We start from the raw sequence: 24,189 nt of genomic DNA, 5'->3' as shown, positions 1-24,189 counted from the left end.
ATCAATGAAAGAGTGTGTGACACCAGGATGAAAACTACGATTGTGTTTAAACGAGAAACCAATTTTGAGATAAAAGGGGACTTTTACCCCGTCCCTCAAAAGTCCCGCCCGATTATTGTCTATATTCACGGAGGCGGTTTATTTTGGGGATCTCGCGAGGATTTGAAAGCCGAACAAATTGAATTTTATAACCGAGCTGGCTTTAACATTTTTTCTATCGATTATCGGTTAGCTCCTGAATCCAAACTTTCCGACATCCAAACGGATATTGCCGATGCGCTTTACTGGGTTGAAAACGAAGGTGCTAAAGAGTTTGATTATGATCCAGAAAAGATAGCTGTAATTGGTGGATCGGCTGGCGGATATCTAGCCCTCCTGTCAGGAACCTTTAAGAAAAAACCAAACGCGATTGTTTCATTTTACGGTTATGGTGATATTACTGGAGATTGGGCAATAAAGCCAAGTCCTCATTATTTAAGTATGACTAGCGTTCCAAAAGAACTTGCCAACATGCTCGTTTCGGATAGCATCATTACTGTCGGCCCAATCGAAAAACGGTATGCCATCTATATGCACGCTAGACAGCAAGGAGTCTGGATTGACAAAATCAGCGGTCTTGATTCAAGCTTGGAAAAGGAAAAACTTTCAGAATTCTGCCCACTCAAACTTGTTCAACCTGAATTTCCGCCAACACTGCTTTTGCACGGAACAAATGATGAGGACGTTCCGTATCAGCAATCCGTATTGATGGCGGAAACATTGAAAGAGGCTGGTGTTAAGAGTAAATTGATAACAATTCCCGGAGGCAAGCATGTGTTTGATGAAGATTGGCAAAATCCACTTGTCCAGCAAGCGTTTGATGAGGTCGTCGCTTTTTTGAATTTACACTTGAATAAGTAAAGAGAAAAGGGCTTGAGAAGAAACTCTCAGCCCTTTTCTTTATTCATCATTTTGCTCTCAGGTTTATTTTAAAAACCTTATTTTCCTTTTTTTCTTCTTTGCTTTCATCTTCTACACCATAGCGATCCCAATCAAACAAATTTTCCATAAGGAGTGCCAAAATAATCCCCATTAGTAAACCGCTGCTAAGAAGAGGGCGAATAACACTTGGAATCGATAAAAAGTAAGATGCCGGCAGTGTCATGATAATGATACCAACAAACAGCGGAACAGCCGATCGGTAAGCATTTACCGTATTAAATTTAACTTGTTTAAAGAAACTCAAGGATGAATTCAGCAGCAGCAAATATGAGACAAATAACACGGCGCTTCCTATACTCAAAGGCAATTGAGAGAAAAAGTGCCCTACTGGAGGAATAAGTCCCATTACCATAAACATGAATCCGCCAAGGATAAATGGAATCCTTTTTATTATTCCCGTTTGGCTAAGAAAGCCGATTGACGACACATAAGGTGAATAAGGAACGAGACCAAGCACACCAGCAAGCATGGTGAAAATACCAGTAATGGTAAAGGATGCCCGATATTGGGAATTGGTTGTCTGTTCCTTGTACATTTCATCGGTCCCTTTTAGAGCTCCAAACGTATTTGCCGTATTAAGTAAACCTGCAAGAATGGTTGTGACAATGATACCTATGTCCCAAGCTGGTTTCCCTAATGGAAATAATTCAATTGCAAATGATGAAACTTGGCTAACTTGACTTTCAGTTTCAAAAATAAGCGCATAAGCAATCCAACCAACAATAATACCAAGCAGCAAACCATAGCGTCTCACGCTTGGAGAAGCCTTAACGCTTATCACAATGACAAAAATCGCAATAATGATCGATAATAGAGAAATCGACAAATCAATTTGTGCACCTTGAGTCTGGTTGCCAAATGGAATACCAAGCATTCCCTTCAGGAAAATACCAATCAATTGACATCCGAACAAAAACATAAATACACCCATCACGGCAGGGTTAAATAACTTTGCAAGGCTAGGTCCAAAACCGGTCACACCTATAATAAGCGTCAAAATTGCAGAAATAATAATACCGACTGTGAGACTACCACCCAAAACTGGTAAAGGCATACCTTGCGCAGCAGCTGTAGTACAAAGACTTAAAATAATCCCCCACCAAAGTCCTGATTGACCTTCCATAATGGCACGTTTATGTCCAAAAATCGCCTGAACGATACATGCCAAACCAGTGAGAATAAAGGATAGCTGCAGCAAACTGACAATTTTACTTGGCTCAAGTTCAAAAGCAGCTCCCACTGTGATTGGGATAACCACAATGTTTGTAAAAATAAAAAAGAGCCACTGTAAGCCCGAGATCCAATTGCTTGATTTTAATAATTCCTTAATGGCAATCCCCTTCTTTTCTAGTTTTTAAAGTTAGCCTTTCTAAATATCCAAGGCATTTATTCCTAACAAAATACCTATTATAGTATCCGCCCCAGATGTATGACCTATTTTTCTAATTTCTTCAAGGGCAGCCAAAAACTCTGGCCCACGTGGTTTATCCATAACGTGACACATCTGAATTAGATGTGAGTGAAATTTATTTTCAGTAGCATACAAAAGGTATTCCAGCGCAATATGTGTTGTCCTCTCACGGCCATATTCTACTAAATAGGACCTCAACTGCTCCTGGAAAGCTTTATTTGTTCCCTTTAATGCTGAAAAAATGGCGCAAATCCCTGTGATGACATCGTCCCCGCTTGGTGTAAGCCCAAGGCCCCTACCTATCCAATAATTAAATACGCTTTCAGCCTCCACGGTTTGATCCCCACGGGCAAGCTTTTTTAAGGTGTCCAATTTATTTAAAAACACAGTATCCTTTTGATCGAACACTGGATCCAACAAATACTTTATTAGGACGATTTTATCCTCATTCGTTTCCACCAAGCCTGTTCGCCATTCCTCTTGACGCAACCTATCCGCAACAAATAGAAAGTTATCCTTTAGGTGGGGAAGATTACACATAGACCCATTGATCGTGTGAGTTGTCAGCTCCGCCTGCTCTAACGAAAGGGAAGCTCCTTCAGAAAAAATAAGGGTGTTTGACGACGAATCCCAAACTACAGTTTGTTTCCCATTTATCCTTCGTAAGAGCTGCTGTACATCATTTTGATCCAGGCCAATACCGAATGGGGATAACCCATTTTCCGCGGCACCAACATGGACTAAATGTCCACCAAAATATAAGTTAAAACTATTGGTGAAAATACTATGGACACAACCTGTTGGATTACTTTCAAGGATTCTATAAATGTCATTACTGGCAGCGCGTGCCGTCCAGCTGCTATTATCATGATTGTTCTTACCCATTGAATAAATCAACCAATTCACCCCGGCACTAAAGTAATTCCTTGAATCAAACGCTACAGCTTTTTGATGAGGCTTTAATCGAATCCTTTATCTATATAAGATTAAATGACAGTTGGTCTGAATGTCACTGTTCAAACTAAACAAAATATCATTTGCTTTTTGTATACTTTCGACGTACAATATCAATTTGATAGTTACTATCAACAAGTAATAGCTACTAAATGAGGGAAAAAAAATGAAAACAATCAATGATTTATTTATTTTAGAAGGTATGAATGAGAGTGTTGTTCTAGCAGGCCACAGAGGACTCACTCGAACTATTCAATTTGTCAATATATCAGATACACCCGATATCATCCAATTTTTAGATAACAATCATTTACTCCTCACAACCGCCTATGCGTTTAAAGACGATGTACAGGAACTCTGCAAGTTGATAAAACAGATGCATGCGTTAAATTGTTCTGGCATCGTAATCAAAATTAATCGATTTTTAAAAGAATTGCCAACAGAGGTCAAATTACTTGCCGATGATTTGGCTTTTCCAATTATCGATTTACCTGCAAAACATACTTTAGGGGAAGTATCCCGTCACATTTTGAATTACTTAAATGATCATGAAACTGAACAACTTTATTATGCCCTGCATGTTCAAAAAGAGTTTTCCGAAATGATGATTAAGGGATACAGCCTGAATGCACTAATCGAACAATTAGGCCATTTTTTAACACGCCCGATTCTCTTATTAAATCACAGGGGAGAAAAAATTGCCTCCAGCCATGATTTTCGAATGGAAACAATGAAAAAAGTTGAACGGGAAATCATTGAATTAGTAAAAGAAGATTTAGTCTCTGCCCGGCAAGGTATGACATTAAAAATCCCTTTACGTGACCAACAATCCATTTCTACATTTCCAGTGCAAACAAAGCGGCTATTTCCCAGTATGCTGGTGATTTTTGATTCTTTAACTTTGCCTTATCCCTCTTCACAAATGGCCATTGAGCAGGCCGCAAATGTCGTTTCATTTACAATTATCAAGGAACAAGCTATCGAAGAAAATTCAAGATTATTAAAAAATAATTTCTTTGATGAATTAATTGAAATGAGAATTGGCTCTGATGAAGAGATTTTAAGCCTCGGAAGTTATTACGGCTTAAAAGATAATATGGATATTATTTGCATGATTTGCACTGTTGATCAAAAAGGGTTAAATTATGAATCATTGCAACTGTATGAGAAAAAAGTGGGGGAATTATACAATAGTATTTACGATCAGCTTGAGGATGAAATGATTCGGCATAATATGGAAGCAATTTTATTTACAAAAGAAAAATACTTTGTCCTTATTCTCCAATTCCCGAAATTTGGCGAAGCGGATTTAGATAATATAACCAAGTTAACAGAGAACTTCCAAACCAACTTACAGGGTAATTATTCCATTTCCTTTGGTGTTAGTAATCCAGTCCACTCAATTAAAGATATTCCTACTGCCTATCACGAAGCCGCCGAAGCATTACTTGCTGGATATGATATGAACAAGGAGGGATTCATAAATTTCTATAAACCAAAGGAACTTCAAGAATTACTGAGCGCCGTTCCTAAAAAGGATTTAAAAGCACTCTACGAAAATACATTAAAGTCACTTGCTTATCCTAAGACAAAGGAAGAACTGGAGTTAGTTAAAACCATACAAGTTTACCTTGATTCCCAATGTGAAATTTCCGAGACATCAAGGAAATTGTATATCCATAGAAATACTGTTAAATACCGTATTGAGAAAACGGAAGAAATGCTAAACTGTTCATTTCGTGATCCTGCAGATTCACTTAGGATCCGTGTTGCTCTTGTAATTGGAACCATCCTTAAGGAGGACCAAAACCATGATTAATAAAACCAAAACCCTTCGGGTTTTGGTTTTTTACTTAGGCTATCTTAAACGACTCTGTTGATTTCCGCTCCGTGCGCTTAAATCAACCCTGTTAAAACAACAATATCCTATAACATAGCCTTTACCTATGCTTTAACTTCTTCTTTTCCCTCAACAATGATTTTTCCGTTTTCATAGACAACTTCACCATTGACAATGGTTGTCTTGACATTCCCTTTAAATGTCTTGCCAACATAAGGTGAATGCTTGTGGCGGTAGAACAGATCTTCGTTCTTTAGTTCAAAGCTTTCATTTAGGTTCACAATCGCCAAGTCAGCATCGTAGCCTTCAGCAATTGTTCCTTTTGTTGTAAGACCAAACAATTTTGCCGGGTTTGTTGCAGTAAGTTCAACGATTTTTTCCAATGGGAGATTCCGTTTAAAATAACCTTCAGTCAACAAAATATTCAAAGTGGATTGAGCACCGGAGATTCCTCCCCAGCCTTCAAAGTAATTGTCGGTAATTGTCTTCATGGATGCTGGTGCGGGTGAATGGTCGGAACCAATTACAGTAATTTCACCATTCGCCACAGCTGCCCAAAGATCTTCCACCTCATCTTCATCTCTTAACGGAGGAGCACATTTCGCCAATGCTCCTTTTTCTTCTAAATCTTTGACTGTCAAGGACAGATAGTGCGGGCAGGTTTCAACTGTTACATCAACACCCCTTTGTTGAGCTTCCCTTATAACCTCAACGACCTTTCGGCTGCTTGCGTGGACGATATGAAGTTTACATCCAGTTGCCTCAGCATAAGAGATCACTCGGCGAACTGCCTCAATTTCAGAAATGATTGGACGGGATTCAACAAAATCCCTTGCCGACGTTTTGCCCTGGCTTTGCTTTTCCTTTGCCAGCTGATCACAAATTACTGTACTTTCTGCATGTACAGCTAAAAGAGAGCCAATTGATGCAATCTCTTTCATGCCCTTATAAAGGGTTTCATCATCAACATTATCGAAATCGGCAATTCCGCTTGGTGACATGAATGCCTTGAATCCGATTACGCCATTTTCGTGAAGTTCCTTAAGATCGGCGATGTTTTCCGGTACAAGCCCGCCCCAGAAACGCGGATTAACAATCGATTTTTCATCGGCAGCTGAGCTTTTCAGCTCCAAATTCGATTTGTTGATGGTCGGAGGTGTACTGTTCAGCGGCATATCAAAGAATGTTGTTACACCGCCTGCAGCCAGGCTTCTGCTTCCTGTCTCGAGCCCTTCCCATTCCGTTCTTCCTGGTTCGTTAAAATGGACGTGTGTATCGATTAAACCTGGTAGGATATGAAGCCCTTCAGCGTTTATCTCTTTCGCCGCTGCTGCCTCCAGGGATTTGCCAACGGAAACTTCCTTAATTTTGCCATCCTTGATAGCGATATCACCTTGGACGATTGACTCTGATGTGACAATATTTCCGTTTCTAATAATCAATTCATATGTAGCCATGTTTTATACCTCCTACCATTAGTAAACGCTTTGCCATTGTCAATCGCTGACAATGGCAAAGCGGGCATTATTTCGTTTTTGCATTTCACTGATTAGTTAGCAGAAATCAGCTTTCCTACAGGTTCTCCCACAATGCCTTTTTCCAAATCGAACACAACATTTCCGCGAACGATGGTTTTTGTCACACGGCAGTCAATTTTTCTGCCTTCATATGCACTGTGTTTATTTTTGTAGTACAGGTCTTCCCTTTTCACTGTATAAGACTGGTTCGGATCGACCAGGATGATATCCGCATCTTTTGAAACGGCAATTTCACCTTTATATGGCAGGTTGAAACGCTCAGCCGGATGTGTTGCAATTAAATCAACAAATTTTTCAACAGCTAATCCGCGTTGTTTTACAGCCAGATCAAACATAAGGTCGACGTTATTTTGAGCGCCGCTAATTCCGCCCCATGCTTCCCATAGATTTCCCTGCTTTAAATCTTCGGTGCAAGGTGAATGGTCAGAAGTAATCCAATCGATATTCCCATTTAGCAGCTCATCCCATAGTTTTGCCTGGATTTCAGCAGGCCTGATTGGCGGCTGGCATTTTGCTCTTGGGCCGATTTCATCCACTTCCTCAGCTGTGAAAGCAAAGTAATGAGGGCAGGATTCCACCGTTACATCGACACCTTCTTGCTTAGCTTTCTGAATAACCTGAATAGCCTCTGATGTACTGATATGAACCAGGTGCAATTTACAGCCGGTTTCCTTAGCGAAAAGAATCGCGCGTGAAACAGCTTCTACCTCTGTAATAACTGGACGGGACTCAGCATATTCAACTCCTGAATTTTTCCCTAGTCTGGCATATTCTTCGCCAAGCTTTTTGGCAATAGACGGATTTTCGGCATGGATGCACAGAAGTTGATCTAATTCGGCCAGTTTTTGCATGCCTTTGTATAATGTATAATCATCGACATTTGTGAAATCTCCAGGTATATCACTCGTAATGTCGGACATGAAACACTTAAAGGCTAGAACTCCCGCATCTGACAATTCTTCAAGCTTGTCCAGGTTATCCGGAACAAGACCGCCATAGAAGGCATAATCAACAAAGTTTTGAGTTTTTGCAGCTTCGAGCTTCAAGTCAAGCGCCTCTTTATTAACAGTTGCCGGAAGTGCGTTCAATGGCATTTCAACATAACTAGTTGTACCGCCGGCTGCCAATGCTTTTGATCCTGTTTCAAAACCTTCCCATTCGGTACGGCCTGGTTCGCTGATGTGAACATGTGTATCAATCATTCCAGGCATGACATACTGGCCGTCCGCATGAATGATCTCTTTTGCATCCTCTTCGATTTGCTCCGCAATGCATGAAATTTTTTCGTTTTTAATCCCGATATCTACTTTACGGACGCCATCCCGGAAGACAACATTTCCGCCTTTAATAACTAAATCAAATGCCATGTGAGAAACCCCTCTCAGATTTAGATTTTTTCAATCATAGTTTTGCCAATTCTTTATTTACCTATTGTCTTCATTTAATTTTGGCATCTTTTCAAACAGAGTTCCTTTTGAATGCTGCCATTCAAACAATGTATAAATAATAAATGCCGAAATGATTCCGACAAACCAGGACATATCGTAAAGGGGCTTTAAGATTGGAAGGAAATTACCTGCCAAACAAAGGATGCCTGCGATGACCGTGGTTATGATGGCATTTACATTAAAACCATTTTTATAGTTGTATTTGCCCTTTTTGGCATATAGTTCATGCAAGTCTATATTGGTATTTGAAATGATAAAATACTGCGCTAACATAACTCCAGTTACCGGAGCTAATATTCCACCAACAATGTTTAAGAAGGTAAAAATACTTGTTGAGTTTTCCATCAGCTTCCACGGCATAACGAGAATTCCAATAATTGCAGCAAGTATTGCTCCAGACCTGAAAGTGAGTTTTTTGGGAAATAAGGATGCTAACTGGTAACCTGCAGGAACAATATTTCCTGTAACGTTAACAGATAATGTTGTTAAGCAAAGGGTAAGAACTGATATTGCTATTGCAAAGGCACTATCAAACCGCGCAACAACATCAAGTACATTCCAAATTGGTGTCCCAAAGGCAATCTCGGAACCTACAATGATTGAAATACTTGCAACAGCGAATAATAAATACGCCACAACAAGTCCGAGTGTTTGTCCGATTGCTTGATCCTTCGTAGATTTTGCCAACCTGGTGAAATCTGAAACATTTACTATAGGTGCTGCCCAAGCAGCAATGACCGCTGTCACCGCTGCGATAAAGATAACGACTTTATTTCCGGTAACCCCAGAGCCTGTATAAGCTAATATTGGTCCAATTCCACCTGCTAAGTTAATGGCCCATATCGCCATTCCACCAAAAACGATGTAAACAAGCGGTGAAAGGATATTTGCAAATTTCCCTAAGAAACCCATTCCGCCATAAATTAAAGCAATATTAAATAACCAGAATAACAGGAACGAAATTAACCCGGGCAATGATAAACCTAAAAGGTTCCAGTCCCCGCCCAACGTTAAATACGCTGGCCAAAGCTTTCCAATTAAAATTGATAATGCCTGGCTTCCAGCGAAGGTTTGAAAACCAAACCACATAATTGCCGCGATAACTCCTCTTAATACTCCTGGAATCATTGCACCTTTTGTTCCATAGGACAAACGGAGCAGCATTGCAAATGGCAATCCATACTTTGAGCCCGCATGACCATTAAGGACTAGCATTGCAGCTATTATTATAGATCCAACCATTATGGCAGCAAAAACCTGACCAACTGACAATCCTATGGCAAATAACCCACCGATTGCAATATAGTTGGGTATGTTATGTACCGAACCCATCCAAACAGTGAAAAAATTCCCAATGTTCCAATTTCTATCTTCTTCTTTTGTCGGTAAAACGTCTTCACTAAATCCAGCAGCCTTCAATTGCTCTCTATTTAAATGACTGATATAAATACCTCCCTTGGACAACACTAATAATCATCGAAGCATTTTGTTCAAGTCATCACTTACTTGAACTTATGTTTCGCGTACGCAATAAAAAAATGCAATAAGTTTTATCGAATTATTATATCGAAAAACTTTTTACCTTCATTATTATTATACATTTTATTCGGTTCGACTTCTTTAGGTCAATTAAACAAAACAAATATAATTTATTGTATTCTATGCATAATACCATTAAATTTTATATTCACTTCGAACAATCGTTAGTGCACCTTGCACAGTAATAAATGGAGGATTGTGTCAAACATTTAAAAGTCTATATATAATAGGATTATGGGGTTGTTTAAGTTGTATATTTAAGTTATAGAACAAAAGTGCAAGCGCCTTCGTAACAGACAAAAAGTGCGTCTGTCCCTGCGATGTTAGGTCTGGAAGACTTCTTTCTGCACCAGTGCGATAGGTTCCTTAAAAATAAAAGAATGCCTTGCAGAGCATCCTCTGCAAGGCATTCTTACTTGTTCTACTATTTTATTTCTCAAAAATCGTTCCTTTTTTGAAGCTTGAGTCTTTAAAGGCGAACTTTGTTAGAATATAATAAGCTGTACCTGCTACTACTAAACCAATGATCCAAGCTAGCTCAACCAATAAGAAAGCAGCGCCTGCACCGATGAACATAGCAATCAAGCTTGCTGGATTAAACCCAGCAAAAGAACCATTCTCCTTGTATAAATCTACAATATCCACATTTTGTTTTCTTAATAAATAGTAGTCCACCAATAAAATAGCAATAACCGGTCCTAAGAATGCGGAATAGATTAGAATGAACATATTAAGACCCTTAGACGATGACTCCTGGATAAGCAACCAAGGAAATGCACCTAATGCAAGCAATCCTGTTACCGTAACAGATGCTTTATACTTCAATTTTGTCAGCAATGTAATGACATAAGCTGGCGGTACAATATTAGCAACCATATTTGTTGCAATAACCGCAACTACAATAAAGGCAGATACAAAAACTGAAATATAAGGATTATCGATTACTATTGGGAGTGCTTGTGCAGGATTCGTTACACCAGTTGCAGCAGCGAGCATTGCCCCGATTATAATAACAAAACCATATGATAAGGTAATTGGGATAAAGTATAATAATCCTCGTTTTTTATCACTCATACCCGTTTTAAGTTCTCTTGAATAGTCTGCAGCACTTACAAAAATACCTGCATAATTTCCTAAGAAGACCATAATGAGTCCGAAGAACGGCAAGCCCCATGAGCCTTTTGCCTGAACCCAGTTTTGGGCAATTTCAGTGCTATGTGATGTTAAAAGAATCCCGAAAACATAAACAAGTGCTGCCATAAAAACAACAGATGCAATCGTTTCTACCCATTTAATTGCATGGAAACCGAATAATGAAAGCACAATCTGAAATAATTGCAGAGCTACAAAGCAAATAGCAACGTTATCAAAACTTCCATTTGTAACAATCTTGGCAATTTCATTTAAGGCAGTTCCGCCAATCCAGCTTTGAATCCCGTACCAAACGATGGCGGGTACCCCACGTAGAAGAGACGATATCACAGTCCCTTTAATCCCAAAGGACATTCTAAGCTGTACAACATATGGAATTCCTTCTTTGTAGCCTGGACGATCATTCAATGCAAAAATGGTTGAAATGATCCCAATCGCGATGATAGCTGCTAAAATTGTTTGAAAAATATTTAATGTCGCAACACCCGCTACAATGACACTGGCCCCCAGCGTCATATTACCTAAATTAACGCCGTCGCCAATCCACATGAAAATATAGTCTTTCGCGCTGACAGTCCTATCCTTATCGGTTTTCGGATATAATGATTCATCCACTCCCGCCACATGTTCAATCTTTGTCTCTTTTGTATCGTAACTTTCAATGGTTGTAGACATATTTCCTACCCCTTTTCCTCGTATGCCGTATTTAAAAGCTCAATTGATTTGACCATTTTAGAAAAAGTTCAACCCAATTACTGTAAAATGATTTTTTATAGCAAAAGGTTGCATATTTCTTCCTTTAGGCCCATCGTACTCAAATGAGTTGAAAAATTTTAGTACCCTAAAGACCATTAGGCCAAACAACTTATCCCCCTTGAACACGTTTTCATTTGTTTACCATACCTAGTATACATGTCCTTTTCAATTAGGTCTTTATGTCTATTAGACAAAATGTACAAGCAACCGCTATTAATACTGCATAAATAATTTTAAAATAACACCGATATGAACAACCTTTTGTGCAACCTGAACAATATAAAATTAATTATTTTAACCTTTTCCCATAAAATCACTGGAAATTAAACACAACTATGATTACTATATGTTGAACAATTATTAAAGGAATTATTACTATCCGAAAATAATAACCCGGCACAAATAAAAAAGGAGTGCTGTTTGTACGTAAACAGTCACTCCTTTTTTATTTATTTTCTTTTTTTGGCAATCATTTCGATTTCAACTTCAGCACCTAACGGCAAAGCTAACACAGCTACACACGTCCGGGCAGGAAACGGGCTAGCGAATTGTGTTTCATATACTTCGTTCATAGCAGCAAAATTATTCATATCTGTTAAATATACATTCACTTTTACCACATCATCCGATGTAAGGCCAGCCACTTCTACTACCTCAAATAAATTTTTAAAACACTGCTTAGTTTGTTCTCTAATATCCCCTTTCAGGTTTTCCGCTGAAATCGAGTTCATTGCTGTTTGACCTGAGAAATAAACAAATTCTCCGGCATCTACCGCATGTGAATATGGGCCAGATACTGTTGCACTTTTTGCCTCATACGCCTTCCTCATTTGAATGATTCTCCTTTTTTTATATACCATCAATATAATGTCCATATTACTGAAAGGTGATCGTACATTCAATAAAGTTGCTTTAATAAAGGAAGTTATCCTCAGCATGGCATACTGAGTTACAGCGCTTGTGTTAAAAAAAGAAGACACCACTATATATTTTATGACCCTTCATAAAAAGTAGGCTGTTTTCATCGGTCCGCCCAATTGTCAGTCTGGCTGTATACGTTACCATCAGTCTCAACCGATATGGAACTATTTGTTGGTGGGTCTATAATTCATAAAAAGAACTATAATCCCCAAAGACATCAAAACTCCTACTGTTTAAACATCACTAAAAAGAATGAAGTTCTTCACTCTAAAGCATATCTCCCCTTACTTAAAGGTCGAGAGAAAAAAGCAGCGTTGCAACTGGATTCTCAGCAAATATGAGAGCGTAACACCAAGAAACGGAAAGTATAAGAAGAGCTCCTAAGTAGGAAGACCAAGTTTGAAGGCGGTTTTTTTCTCATATAAAAATGTAACTTAATCCTTAATATTGTTACAGTTTAAATCAATAAATTGTCACAACCAAAACACACTAATATCAAGGTTTCAGTAGGGCTTTGTAAATTTAATTTTTAGCACGTGTTTTTTATGCCATTCTTAATTCAAAATTTGGGTTAATTTTCGAACTACTAACATTATTTTAGTTTAAAATAGGAACTTTTTACATTAAATTAATTTATTGTCTTTTAGGGTATCCGTATACTTTATTTTCCATTAATAAACGGTATTTTTCATTTTATCTTTATTTCCTTCAGTTTAGCTTAATTAGAAATTTTCGTAATAAATAGTGACAAAAGCTTTAAACAAAAAACGTCCTCTAATTTTTAGAGGACACCAGTAAACGTTCTAAAAGCACACTAATATAAATAGAACCCGGTTTACAAGTTACTTTCCCAATTTAAGTAAGACGCTATTATGCTCTTATAACACCCTATTGTTATTAAATTTCATATTCAATATTAATGCCCGAAATCTTTTTTTTGAATACCCAGTTCATTGAAAAGTGTGCTTCGGTAGTCGTTTAGTTCTTTTTTCATCTTAAAATTTGTATATTTCTCTATCTGCTTTAAACCAGGATAGACTCCTTGGTCGTTTAGAAAACATACAGTTTTTTTAACGATTTCACATTGTTCCTGAAATACTTTTTGTCTTTTTCGATTTAATGCAAGTATATTAGCTTCATTTATAGACTCAAATATTTCAGGAAAACAATTTACAAAACGTTGTGATTTCCCTAATCCCTCTAATATCTCCTTTATATACTTCGGTTCATCTGTGATAGAACATAAAATAAATAATAATCTCTCTTTCACTTCATTTAGTTGTTTTTGTCCAAATTTCTTATAAGATTTGCTAAAGGAGTAACCTTTAGGCCGAAGTTTCATTATCTCGGTATTTTTGTTCATTATATTTAAAACCAATTGGGGAAACTTTTTCTTCAAAAAAGTGGAAGAAACCCCTAATTTACTAGAAATGTGGTTGATCGGTATTAAGTCTTTTGATTTTAATACTTCTTTTAAGTATCTTTCTATCTCTACATGATTTGCTTCGTAAGCTGCTTTTTCAACCAACTTTTTCCCATACTTTTTCCTAATGGCGTTATTTTTGGCTTGAATTTTTTTATATTCTTTCGGGAATCTTTTTCGGAGTGTCGTCAAAGTAATGTGAAGTGTATTCTCTAATGTTACTACTGGAATATATTCGGGGGATAATATAACATTTTTTAAATATTGCTCTACCCTTTTAGAATCCTTTTGATGATTGTACCTTTTTTTTCTAGGAACAAATCCGTTTTTGTTTATCCTGTATTCAATGTTGTTATTCTCCATTAGATTTAAAATATCTATTTTTAATCTCCAACTTATTTCCAAAATATTGTCCAGGGAAAACTTTCCACCGGATTTGCAATAGTTATTAAAGGTAGTATAAGGAATACCTAGAATATGCAAACAAAGTTCTTTCATTTGAAATTCATATTCTTCGCTAATTTTTTTTAAACTGGATAATAACTTATCCTTCTTAACTGGCTTATTGTAAAAATAATTCAATATAGTTTCTACTTGCCTCGACTTGTAACAAATTTCCTCCCTTATTGTTTTAGAGTCATTTTCTAAATCCGTCACTTTTTCAGATCCTAACCAACTATTACAGTATTGACAATGTCCATTTTGGCCATTATCAGGTAAAATTTCTTGCATCATACCGCAAAAATTACACGAAATAGATAATAATGCATTGTGGGTGACACATACTTCATAATTATTTATAGACCATATTAATTTTTCGTATATTGTTTTTCCGCTAATCTTCATTTCCTGAAGACATGATGGACACCATGCTCTGTAGTTTTTAGTTAAATTCTTATTACTAACAACAGAGTCGAAAAACTTAAAAGTTAGTAATGATAAATCATCACTCAGATTACTCAATCTTTGTATGGTGTCCACAGTTATTATAGAAAGTTTATTACATCCATTTATGCGAGGAGGCGGAAATCTATATGGATTCTTGCTATATTTCTCACTAAGGTTCGGGGTTAATAACTGTCCTGTGAACTTACCTATTGTCAGACAATGAGCGTGGGTCAATCGTAAAATAAAACTTGTTAAACTTTCTCTATCTTTACCATATACAATGCTGGGCTTAATAACTGGCGGAATGTTGTAAATGGGATAAATCTCCAGTCCAAAGTCATCGATAATAATATTTTCGAATTGCTGTAGATTTTTATATTCCAATTTAACTCACCACCATTTTTATAAATTGAATGTAATTCATGTTTGTTTTTCTTTTAATCCAATTTTGTCTCTAGTTGGGTTTCTAATACCAACATTATTTTTTCTTCCCTGTGTACTTTTTCCGCTTTCATTGTAAGTTTGTTTGCTATTTGTGGATAGACCAATTGTCTCCCTTAGCAAATAAATACTTTGCCCTTGTTCGTTCACTTTTGTCTCGCCTTCAATAGTTTCTTGAGCGATTGTTAAAGCTTTTGATGGTGTAGGGGCGTTCCTTTCTAATACATCAAAAGAAATAGAAGGCAAATTTTTATTGAGTGCTTCATTTACACATTCATCTAACCATTCCTTTAGAATTCCAATACAACCAATGGTCCTTTCGTATAAAAAATCTGCATAATATAAAAGATCAGTTTTCTCAATAAATGGTAGTCTATTTTGAAAGGTATAAATCACACTATGAAAATCATGTTTGTCTTTTGTTATATTCAAATTATAGCGTGGAAAGTGTATTTCTTTTGTCCTACGTCCCAACTGTCCGCTTAAATCAAAAAAATCCATAAGTTCATAAGTGCCAAACAAAATAAACAAAGCTCCAGTTAAATTGGCTATGGATTTTAGTGCATCTAATTGATCTTTGATATTCTTACCGCTAGCTATTTTCAATAAGTGTTGCGCTTCATCTAACAAAATAACCTTTGTATTTCTATAAGATATTGCATTCTCCAATGACTCTCTCAATTCGGGAGAGGTAGAAGGCCAATGATTAGGAATTTTTTTGTTTGGCACTTCTGAATTTCTGGAAATTTTGTATTCTACTAAGGGTTCATTCATTTCATTAAGCAATCTTTTATAGAAATCCCTCCAATTAAATTTCCCGTTATCTGAAGAAGGCAATTCTAACATTGCTACGGGGATAGTTCCTTTGATATTTTGGATATTTAGGCCATTGTCTAAAAACCTTTGAATTATTTCTTTTTTTACCCTCTTGCATAAAGTGGATTTCCCAACCCCTGTTGGTCCATAAACTAGTATGACTTTTCCACTTGGAGAAGTATTTATCCTATCAATCACTTCTAAGAAAGCCTCATTTAATTTAGGATGGTTTAAAGTCATCTTTAAAAAATATTCCTTTTTTTCATCATTAGATGCTTTAGCTAAGCCGAAAGGAAAGTCAGTCAATTTGTCCATTTTAAAACTCCCCATATATTTCTAAAGAATCTTGATTTAAATCTAAATCTTCACTTTTTTTGGATGGCTGAGGTTGATTAACAATTTTTTTTTCGTTTTCAATGTTTTCCTCTGCATTGTTAAAATCTAAATGTATAACTTTTTTTGTTTCCTCAGCTCTCTCTCTCAGTAGTTCGTATGAGTTATTACTCTCCATATCCTTTAAAAATTTCGCTATTTTTTGTGCATTAATAGTAAAGTTTCTTGCATGATTTTGATTAGATTTTTTTAATTCTGCAGTTATAAACTTTAACTCTTTTTGTGTAAGGCTCTTAAAAATGGAATAATACTGAGAAATACATTTCACCCATCTTCCTTTCACAAATGCATATGCTATCCCTAAATTAAATGGATCAAATCTCACTTTAACCTTTGTTTTTAATTGGTGTAGACTTTTAAATACATCATTCCAGTAATATATATAATTTATCTTGACCCCACTTTTCTGTACTGTTGCTTCACCCGAGAGAGTAGAAGGAAGTGTCATGATTTCAAAGACATTGTCATAACTTATATGGAAGTCTTTCCTGTCCCCTGAATAAAAAAGACCCGAACTAAAAGCTTCTCTTGGCGTTTGGCCTAAAGCAGGGTGTTCTATTGTTTCATACAATTCAAAGAAATATACGTCTAAAGCTGCCGAAAGGTTTGGCAAACTCCATGCAGCATGATTTTTAGGATTGACACTTTGGGTTACTTCTCTTACATTTTTCATAATCTGTGTGTTACCAGTTAGATTTTGTATAAAATTTGTGTTAGTTGTACCAAATAGTCTTTCTAATATAGAGCCGTACCTTGCCTTTGCGGGGGGGCGCCATTTTGGTTCACGTTCATACATCGCAAGTAATGCTTCAAAATAAACACTATGAAATTCTTTTCCGTTGTCAACTACAATTTGTTGGGGTAGTCTATTAAATCGTCTTACACAATCCCTGAAAACCATCATACAAGATCTATAACTTGGCGGTTCAAATGATAAGTAAAATGCGAGAACCTTTCTTGAAAACGCATCTACTAATAAAGATAGATAGGGCTTTCCAAGTTTTTTTTTCGTTTTGGAACTTACAAGCTCAATATCTAGCTGAGTATGGTCTAGGTGAGCAATATTGAAAGGAAAATCCCCATGTCTAGGTGTTGTTCTTTCTAGCTCCCAGTAAAATGTTTGGACCTGATATTCCGCTCGTTTACCTTTACGATTGTTTGTTTGCTCCTCAATAGGGCGTTTATTAATACATTCGCAAAATGTGACTAGACTAGGAGCTATATAACCCTTTTCTTCACAAGCATTTTTAAACAATCCATAAACCACAGATTTTTTCTTTTGAACTATATTTTCATATTCATCTATTATATAATCGTTCATTAGAGTGATAACTTCACTGTTAAACCTAGGCGTTCTGTTCCCTTTTCTCTTGTCTTTTGGAAGTAAACCTGGATAGCCATTACCATAGATGGTTTTAGCTGCACTATATTTCCCAGCCCAATCGCGGACCTTTCTGAGATTTGGCTCAGTATTGTTAGAATACGCTTTTGAACCATTTTTAAGATAATTCAATACATGTGTTATTCTATAGTTGGCAACTTTATAATCTTCTTCACTAGCGGATACAATTCTATCGATTAATGGATCATTATCTAGATGTTGTACCTTTTCACATACAAGTTTTTCTTCATTTATCAGTTTATAAAACAAATCAATGGATATCTCATTGTATTTTTTATCAGATAACATAGATACCGAAGTTGTGCCTATATTAATTATTTTCCACACATGGTTATCCCAAAGAACTGTACTACCAACATCCATCTTAATATACGATGGAGAAATTACTTCCTCTTGACAACTTGTTAAATTCTTATACATTAAGGCATGTTCATTATGTAAGAACACCTTTACTAATTCTGGTTCAGCTAAAGGGGCCTCATTTAGGTTAATAAATATTTCATTTTTTAAAACTGAAACAAAAATATCATCAGCTCTATAATGATTATCCAGCGAGCATTCTATTAACTTTTTCAGCGTTATACCTGGTTCTTGGAATATTACTTTTTTTATATCCTCTAAAGCTTCTTCTTTTATCATTAAATCTTTAGTTTTCCTAATATAATCATCTAAAAAAACATAGTTTCTATGAAGGTTCCAATTGATAGTTTTACTAGAACAAACTTTAAATAATAATCCCAAACTGTTTGCAAACTCTTCTCCTGGCGGACACCTCCATTGCTCATCTTGATCTTTCGTGTATCTCCATTCTTGTTCATTTGAGATTTTGCGATAATCTTTTTCACTTTTCCATTCTTCCCATCCTGCCCCGTCCTTTCTAATAACAAAAAAATCTGGGGTATAAAGAAATCCCCTCTTCTTTCCATCCTTAAGATAACTTAATCGAATTTTATTAGGTTGATCGTAATATTCCAGCACATCTTCATCATTTTCCAGCATTAATATTGCTGGGCCCTCTACTTTTCCACTTTCGAACTGAATTGTAAAACCCATCTTTTTTGAAGGATATTTACCCGTGAGATTGTCTCTCCCTCCCTGTACTAAACGTGCTGGTTGGCTATGCCGAATATTTTTATTGATATATTCTTTTATATTAAGAGGAACCTTATTTCGTTCGCACCAATTTAGAAACTCAGCTTCTGTTAACATATTAATTCTCCTTCTCTTTATTTTGATTATTAAGACTATTCAAATAATTACCCAAATATTCTCTTGCGAAACTTTCCCTTAATAGACAATTTGCATATAATATATTTTCAATTTTTTTTTGAGTAGGAACACTACCTTGAAAGATAAGCGCATTGACACTCTGCTCAATTAAAAGTTTAATTTCTTGCGTTCTTATATCACTTTTTAATAATAAATACTCTTGATATCTTTGTGATAGAGACTTACATAATTGTGGATGAATTCGATATAACGATCTTTTAGCAACTTGTATGTCTTTAGAAATTTGAACCATAGATAATGGTTCAGCAATCTCTAGATATGATTGAAGAGACTTTTCTATTTTGGCATGATCTAATTTCCTTCTGGGAATCTTGACTACTACTGGAGATTTTAAGATAGGTTGAATTATTAAATTTTCTTTAAAAAGAAAATCCTGTAAGGATAGACCTAAGGAATAACAAATTTCTAATATATTTCGTATGGTTGGAAGTGATAAGCCTTTTTGCCAACTGTAAAAGGTTGATTTGGGTATTTCTAATTCTTTTCTAATTGATATTTGATTTATATCCGTGTATTGGACTTCTAATTTATTTATTCTAGTTTTTATAATATCCCTATATAATTTGTTTGATATCGTATTTGTAATAGCAATTAAATCTGCTATATTTTTAGAATAATATTTTTCCCTATCTATATTTTCTATTTTCTCTTTAAATCCAAATGGGATATTAGTTAATTTTGCTTTACAATACGGACAGGAGTTGTTATTACTAGATCGGTGTAGAATGGGTAGCTTCTTATTGCAATTAAAACAATTGTCTACTAACGCTGTTTGATGAACGACACAGTATTTTACTGGTTTAAGATACCATTGTAGGGGCATGTAACAAATTTTATGTCGGTTTTCAAACTCCTTTAGACAGTAAGGGCACCAAGATAGGTATTCTTTTAATAACTCCCTATTTGTAAAAACGTTGCCCCACACTTGTAACGTTAAATATATTAAGTCATTTCGGTAAGTTAAATCCTCTAAAGCATTAATTAAATCGTTCGAATTTTTGTCTACTCCATTAAGTGCTTTTGCCCCATCAAAAAAACGATTCCCTCCACATTTAACACTACGATTTACATACGGTTTGTTAAGCTTTTTAGAAACAAATTTATTGAATAGAGTACCCACACTAATGCAGTGAGATTCTGATAGTCTTATAAGGTAACTTGTCAAACTTTCACTATACGCGGTTCCTAAGCCAATGGGCTTTAGATTATATAAGGTGCTTGTGTCCATTGCATGTTCATTTAGAACTTGAAAAGGAATAGAGTCGTGACCCATAGTATCATTCCATTCTTTAATAGAGTTATAAATAATAAATTGTCAACTTAGTATAAAAACCTACCAAAATAATAATTTACATCACTATTATTTCTTAAAAAATTTAATTTATTCATCTCAAGCATTAGATTTTTCGTAGAATTTCCTAAAACTTTAATAACACTTTATTTCCTTTTTTAAAGTGGCTAAGCCATCTTACTTCCGAAAAAAATCGGATTCAAAAAGTGCTTGAGTGTTCAAATGTCAAACTAGGGTCCGTCATCTCCGATGTCTTTGGAGTTTCAGGCAGAAAGCTTCTTACAAGGCTTATTGATCAGGGCTATGTTGATCCATCTGATGTGGAAGAAAGCATTCATAAAAGGATGGCTGAGAAGAAACAGGCGATTACGGATTCACTTTTTGGAACCCTTAATGAACACCAGATATTCCTTATCAGACAATCATGGCAACATATCATATACCTTGAATCACTCATCTCTGAAATCGAGGAAAGAGTGGACATTTTATTGAGGAACTATCAAAGCGAATTGGAACTTCTTCTGACCATTCCAGGAATTAAGAAGGACACCGCAGCTGTGATCATCGCTGAAATAGGAGTCGATATGGGGCAGTTTCCAACCTCACAACATCTCGCTTCGTGGGCTGGAGTATCACCGGGCAATCGTGAAAGTGCTGGCAAGAGAAAAAGCACCCGGACAACAAAGGGTAACCCCCATATAAAAACCGCGATGTGTGAAGCTGCCTGGGCTGTCTCAAAATGCAAGAATCGTTGGTTAGCAACTAAATTTTGGTCAACCGCCTCAAGACGAGGAAAAAAAAAGCACTCGTTGCGATGTCGCATCGAATGCTTCGGATCATTTACTCAATGTTAATAAACAAAGAGCCTTTTAAAGAAATGCAAGTTAGTTAGTATAGCCCAATGAAATAAGAATTATACAAGGGCACCCCTCCACAGGTAGCCCTGCTTTCTTATTGCCATTTTTAAGCTGTTTCTAGGATTACACTAAATATTAGGAAGATACTTCTTCACTTTGATTTAATTATTTTCACAGAAAAAGGTGGCTAATCCTGCTGGATCAACGCACCCCATTAGTTTAACAATAAATATTAATTTAATATTACTCCAACTGCTTTTCCGTTTTCGTCCCATTGGCAATAACGAAATCTTTGAATCTGTCCGTTTTCCTTCGTGACCTCTAATGCCAGGTTATTTTCTTCACCGTTATAATAATACTCATACGTCTTTGTCCCTACAATTATCCTCGTCCTTAGACCTTCCTCGTCGTACTCGTATTTGGCTATTTTAGTGCGGGCTAAGGTAATTACCCTCGTCTGACCACCAAGGTCGTTGTACTCGTATTTGAACTTGTCGTCCTGCTTGAGATTCCCGTCTAATTCATAAGATAAAGGCACGTTCCGATTTAAATTATCTTTATACCTTACTTGTAAGCTCTTCTTTAGAAATAATTTCTTTTTCGAATAGAAATTCAATTAACGTTTCGATTTTGACCCGGTTATCAACAGTTCTTCTCCGATTCCTGTTTCAAAGTACGAATAAAATTTTTCTATTTTTTATAATCTCTTCTAACTAAATAAAAGACTATAGAACCCGTAATTGTATATAAGAATATTAAAGATTCACTTAAATCAAAACCAGTAAATAGGGTTCCGTAACCTACACCTAAAAAAACAAATAAAATAAGTCCTGTTAAAAAGGGTTTCGATTTTATGTATTTGCGATATAATAGCTCTCCTAGCAAACAACCTGGCATAATATAATAAAACCCTCCAAAAACAATAAGGGCTGGTAACTCCTTAAAAAAATCTTTAACTACGTAGTTGAACATCTCGGAGGAACTGGTTTTATGTGGATTTAATAATATATTTTCTATAAATAATACCGCTATAACAGTTAATAGAGCTCCTAAAAACCCTTTAAAAAACTTCATATTTTTGCTCCTTTATAAATAAATACTAGATTTATTTTACTACAGAAAATTGTTTGCAGAAATAACTATCTAAAGCTAGCTATTTTCAAGAAAGAAAACAATCTATTGTTATTACTCTGTTATTCCCCAAAGATTAATGCCAGGTTACAAAACAAAAAATTAAAGGCCTTGCATAATGAAATGAAGGCCTTACACCATTGGTTTTAACGTACAAAACTATCGAGTTTATTAGTGACGTCAGTAGTTATTGAAGTCCCCATAATATAAAAGTTTTCCAAATAATCCTGGTTTGCTATCAGATAATTCTCAACATCGGTATTGAGGTTGTTGTATGGTGTTAGAAGAACCTTATAATTTTTTAATGCAGCCAAGGGACCAGCAATTACTCCAGACGAATATACGTCTCCACGAGCAATAATAAAGGAAGTCGGTTCTACAAAGAAGTAATTAGAAATATTAACGCCTAAATCATATCTGTTAAGATTATCTATCCTACTAACGTTTCCGTATTGGTCTAATTTTGATGTTACTGTGGTACCTATTTCTGTTTCGTTACCTATAACAATAAAATTCAATATGCTTGGATTTTCTTTTATAAAAGTTTCAGTAACCGTTGGTACACTAGTCGAAGTAGTCGTTAATACTGGAATTTTACTTTGTGCAGCCACTGAGGCTATATTAATTTGAGAAGGAATCGATTCTCCGTTAACAATAATAGCCGTGTCATTTTCAGGACCAACTATTTGTTTTGCAACTGCTACTGAAGTATCATACCTAGTTGCCCCTCCAACTCTTTGTACTTCAGCAATTCCTAATGCTTTTAATTTACTTTCTACTGTTGAAGTTACAACTGCAGTACTTCCTACTATTATTGCTTTTGTTGGCTTTAGACGGTATATTTCATTCTCTATTGCAATAGGAATGGCATCGCTCTGAGTAAATAAAATTGGTGCTTTATTTTCATAAGCCAAAACAGTTGCTGCAATACCATCCCAATGTTTTTCAGCATTTGTAATAATTACTGTATTAGATTTATAGTTTAAATTTGAAATTTCTTTACTTACCAAAACAGACGTATCAAAAACAGTTGTCCCACCTAGTCTCTTTAATCCCGGAGCTAAAATTTCTTTATTTATAGTATTGATATAATTTGAACTCCCGGTACTTATACTTAAAAAGTTCCTACCAAACGATATTGGTATCGTAACTTTAAAGGGATTACTTAATCCCATATTTTGGCTACCATTAATATTATAATAAGTACTAGAATAATAATTTTCTCCTGTACTTGATCCTGAAAGAGAGATCCCAAATACACCTTTGGGTAATTTGGTAAAATATGCTGCAGGATCAGTAATATTTAAAGATGGCATTGAACTAACGTTAGTCAAAAATGTCGGACCTGATAATGTATAGCTATAGTCAAGTGCTAAACTGTTATTATTAGATACTATAAAATTATAGGTTCCTGCTGGTAAAGCATCTCCGGAAATGTAATTTTCACCAGTAGTTGAATCTACTATAACAGCATAAACATCAATATTATTGGTTAACAAATTGTTTATGGTAACAATACTTGAAGTGGATGTTGTAAAAATGTATTTATGGGAACTCTGACCATTAATTTTACTCTTATAAGCAATCGATGTAGACGCAGCATTAACTGAAAATGGAGAATGTATTACAGGCAAACAAGAGATTATAGCAATCAAAACAAAATAAAAAATTTTCCTCAAAATTTTTCCCCCTTAATTAAATATTTGCAAATTTAATA

At 35.7% G+C, this 24,189-nt stretch carries 16 protein-coding genes and 1 pseudogene; 3 read left to right on the top strand and 14 right to left on the bottom strand.

Features of this window, described 5'->3' with window-relative positions; genetic code table 11:
- Nucleotides 1-27 precede the first annotated feature (27 nt).
- Nucleotides 28-900 (top strand): alpha/beta hydrolase, encoded by an 873-nt coding sequence (locus tag AM500_RS03300; RefSeq protein WP_053597929.1) that lies wholly within the window; start codon nucleotides 28-30, stop codon nucleotides 898-900.
- A 46-nt stretch (nucleotides 901-946) separates the two neighbouring features.
- Here AM500_RS03300 and AM500_RS03295 read toward each other — a convergent pair whose 3' ends face one another.
- Entirely contained in the window at nucleotides 947-2,281 is a 1,335-nt protein-coding gene (locus tag AM500_RS03295; RefSeq protein WP_269432600.1) for a uracil/xanthine transporter, read from the bottom strand.
- A 69-nt stretch (nucleotides 2,282-2,350) separates the two neighbouring features.
- Nucleotides 2,351-3,289: an oxamate carbamoyltransferase subunit AllH family protein gene (locus AM500_RS03290; protein ID WP_053597928.1), complete on the bottom strand. Its 939-nt coding sequence runs from the start codon at nucleotides 3,287-3,289 to the stop codon at nucleotides 2,351-2,353.
- 223 nt (nucleotides 3,290-3,512) lie between these two features.
- Between AM500_RS03290 and AM500_RS03285 the strand changes: the two genes are divergently transcribed.
- The gene (locus AM500_RS03285) at nucleotides 3,513-5,165 is read left to right on the top strand and encodes a PucR family transcriptional regulator (RefSeq protein ID WP_053597927.1); all 1,653 of its coding nucleotides are present in this window, start codon (nucleotides 3,513-3,515) and stop codon (nucleotides 5,163-5,165) included.
- A 125-nt stretch (nucleotides 5,166-5,290) separates the two neighbouring features.
- On the opposite strand, the gene AM500_RS03280 is transcribed toward AM500_RS03285, so the two are convergent.
- From AM500_RS03280 to AM500_RS03240, 9 genes are all read right to left on the bottom strand, one after another.
- Complete coding sequence (locus AM500_RS03280) at nucleotides 5,291-6,643, bottom strand: allantoinase (RefSeq protein ID WP_053597926.1); 1,353 nt, start codon at nucleotides 6,641-6,643, stop codon at nucleotides 5,291-5,293.
- A gap of 92 nt (nucleotides 6,644-6,735) precedes the next feature.
- Nucleotides 6,736-8,091, bottom strand: coding sequence for an allantoinase AllB (gene allB, locus AM500_RS03275; RefSeq protein WP_053597925.1), 1,356 nt, complete (start codon nucleotides 8,089-8,091; stop codon nucleotides 6,736-6,738).
- 57 nt (nucleotides 8,092-8,148) lie between these two features.
- A complete protein-coding gene (gene allW, locus AM500_RS03270) occupies nucleotides 8,149-9,636 on the bottom strand; it encodes an allantoin permease (RefSeq protein WP_231688095.1) in 1,488 nt (495 codons plus the stop codon).
- A gap of 504 nt (nucleotides 9,637-10,140) precedes the next feature.
- Nucleotides 10,141-11,538, bottom strand: a complete 1,398-nt coding sequence (locus tag AM500_RS03265) for an NCS1 family transporter (protein WP_053597924.1) — start codon at nucleotides 11,536-11,538, stop codon at nucleotides 10,141-10,143.
- Nucleotides 11,539-12,068: 530 nt separating this feature from the next.
- The gene (locus AM500_RS03260; protein WP_053597923.1) at nucleotides 12,069-12,449 is read right to left on the bottom strand and encodes a RidA family protein; all 381 of its coding nucleotides are present in this window, start codon (nucleotides 12,447-12,449) and stop codon (nucleotides 12,069-12,071) included.
- Nucleotides 12,450-13,456: 1,007 nt separating this feature from the next.
- Nucleotides 13,457-15,235, bottom strand: coding sequence for a TniQ family protein (locus AM500_RS03255; RefSeq protein WP_053597922.1), 1,779 nt, complete (start codon nucleotides 15,233-15,235; stop codon nucleotides 13,457-13,459).
- A 36-nt stretch (nucleotides 15,236-15,271) separates the two neighbouring features.
- The gene (locus tag AM500_RS03250; protein WP_053597921.1) at nucleotides 15,272-16,423 is read right to left on the bottom strand and encodes an ATP-binding protein; all 1,152 of its coding nucleotides are present in this window, start codon (nucleotides 16,421-16,423) and stop codon (nucleotides 15,272-15,274) included.
- 1 nt (nucleotide 16,424) lies between these two features.
- Entirely contained in the window at nucleotides 16,425-19,112 is a 2,688-nt protein-coding gene (locus AM500_RS03245; protein ID WP_053597920.1) for a TnsA endonuclease N-terminal domain-containing protein, read from the bottom strand.
- A 1-nt stretch (nucleotide 19,113) separates the two neighbouring features.
- Entirely contained in the window at nucleotides 19,114-20,466 is a 1,353-nt protein-coding gene (locus tag AM500_RS03240; protein ID WP_053597919.1) for a TniQ family protein, read from the bottom strand.
- 551 nt (nucleotides 20,467-21,017) lie between these two features.
- On the opposite strand from AM500_RS03240, the pseudogene AM500_RS26350 reads away from it, so the two are divergent.
- Nucleotides 21,018-21,376 (top strand): annotated as a pseudogene (locus tag AM500_RS26350) (transposase); the annotation flags it as partial.
- A gap of 197 nt (nucleotides 21,377-21,573) precedes the next feature.
- Here AM500_RS26350 and AM500_RS03230 read toward each other — a convergent pair.
- From AM500_RS03230 to AM500_RS03220, 3 genes are all read right to left on the bottom strand, one after another.
- The gene (locus AM500_RS03230) at nucleotides 21,574-21,879 is read right to left on the bottom strand and encodes a hypothetical protein (protein ID WP_156319736.1); all 306 of its coding nucleotides are present in this window, start codon (nucleotides 21,877-21,879) and stop codon (nucleotides 21,574-21,576) included.
- Between the two features lie 152 nt (nucleotides 21,880-22,031).
- Nucleotides 22,032-22,415, bottom strand: a complete 384-nt coding sequence (locus tag AM500_RS03225) for a hypothetical protein (RefSeq protein ID WP_053597917.1) — start codon at nucleotides 22,413-22,415, stop codon at nucleotides 22,032-22,034.
- A gap of 203 nt (nucleotides 22,416-22,618) precedes the next feature.
- Nucleotides 22,619-24,151 carry a cell wall-binding repeat-containing protein gene (locus AM500_RS03220; RefSeq protein WP_053597916.1) on the bottom strand — a complete coding sequence of 511 codons (1,533 nt, stop codon included), beginning with the start codon at nucleotides 24,149-24,151 and terminating at the stop codon, nucleotides 22,619-22,621.
- Nucleotides 24,152-24,189: the final 38 nt, after the last annotated feature.

This window comes from Bacillus sp. FJAT-18017, assembly GCF_001278805.1.
Classification (GTDB): Bacteria; Bacillota; Bacilli; order Bacillales; family Cytobacillaceae; genus Bacillus_D.
Note: the sequence above shows the minus strand (reverse complement) of the source record. Positions and strands in the feature narration are given on the sequence as shown.

What these genes read in the sequence shown, in the direction of transcription:
- AM500_RS03285 (WP_053597927.1), top strand. Translation starts at nt 3,513, where the DNA reads ATGAAAACAATCAATGATTTATTTATTTTAGAAGGTATGAATGAGAGT.
- allB (WP_053597925.1), bottom strand. Translation starts at nt 8,091, where the DNA reads ATGGCATTTGATTTAGTTATTAAAGGCGGAAATGTTGTCTTCCGGGAT.
- AM500_RS03250 (WP_053597921.1), bottom strand. Translation starts at nt 16,423, where the DNA reads ATGGACAAATTGACTGACTTTCCTTTCGGCTTAGCTAAAGCATCTAAT.
- AM500_RS03245 (WP_053597920.1), bottom strand. Translation starts at nt 19,112, where the DNA reads ATGTTAACAGAAGCTGAGTTTCTAAATTGGTGCGAACGAAATAAGGTT.
- AM500_RS03225 (WP_053597917.1), bottom strand. Translation starts at nt 22,415, where the DNA reads ATGAAGTTTTTTAAAGGGTTTTTAGGAGCTCTATTAACTGTTATAGCG.
- AM500_RS03240 (WP_053597919.1), bottom strand. Translation starts at nt 20,466, where the DNA reads ATGGGTCACGACTCTATTCCTTTTCAAGTTCTAAATGAACATGCAATG.
- AM500_RS03260 (WP_053597923.1), bottom strand. Translation starts at nt 12,449, where the DNA reads ATGAGGAAGGCGTATGAGGCAAAAAGTGCAACAGTATCTGGCCCATAT.
- AM500_RS03280 (WP_053597926.1), bottom strand. Translation starts at nt 6,643, where the DNA reads ATGGCTACATATGAATTGATTATTAGAAACGGAAATATTGTCACATCA.
- AM500_RS03300 (WP_053597929.1), top strand. Translation starts at nt 28, where the DNA reads ATGAAAACTACGATTGTGTTTAAACGAGAAACCAATTTTGAGATAAAA.
- AM500_RS03265 (WP_053597924.1), bottom strand. Translation starts at nt 11,538, where the DNA reads ATGTCTACAACCATTGAAAGTTACGATACAAAAGAGACAAAGATTGAA.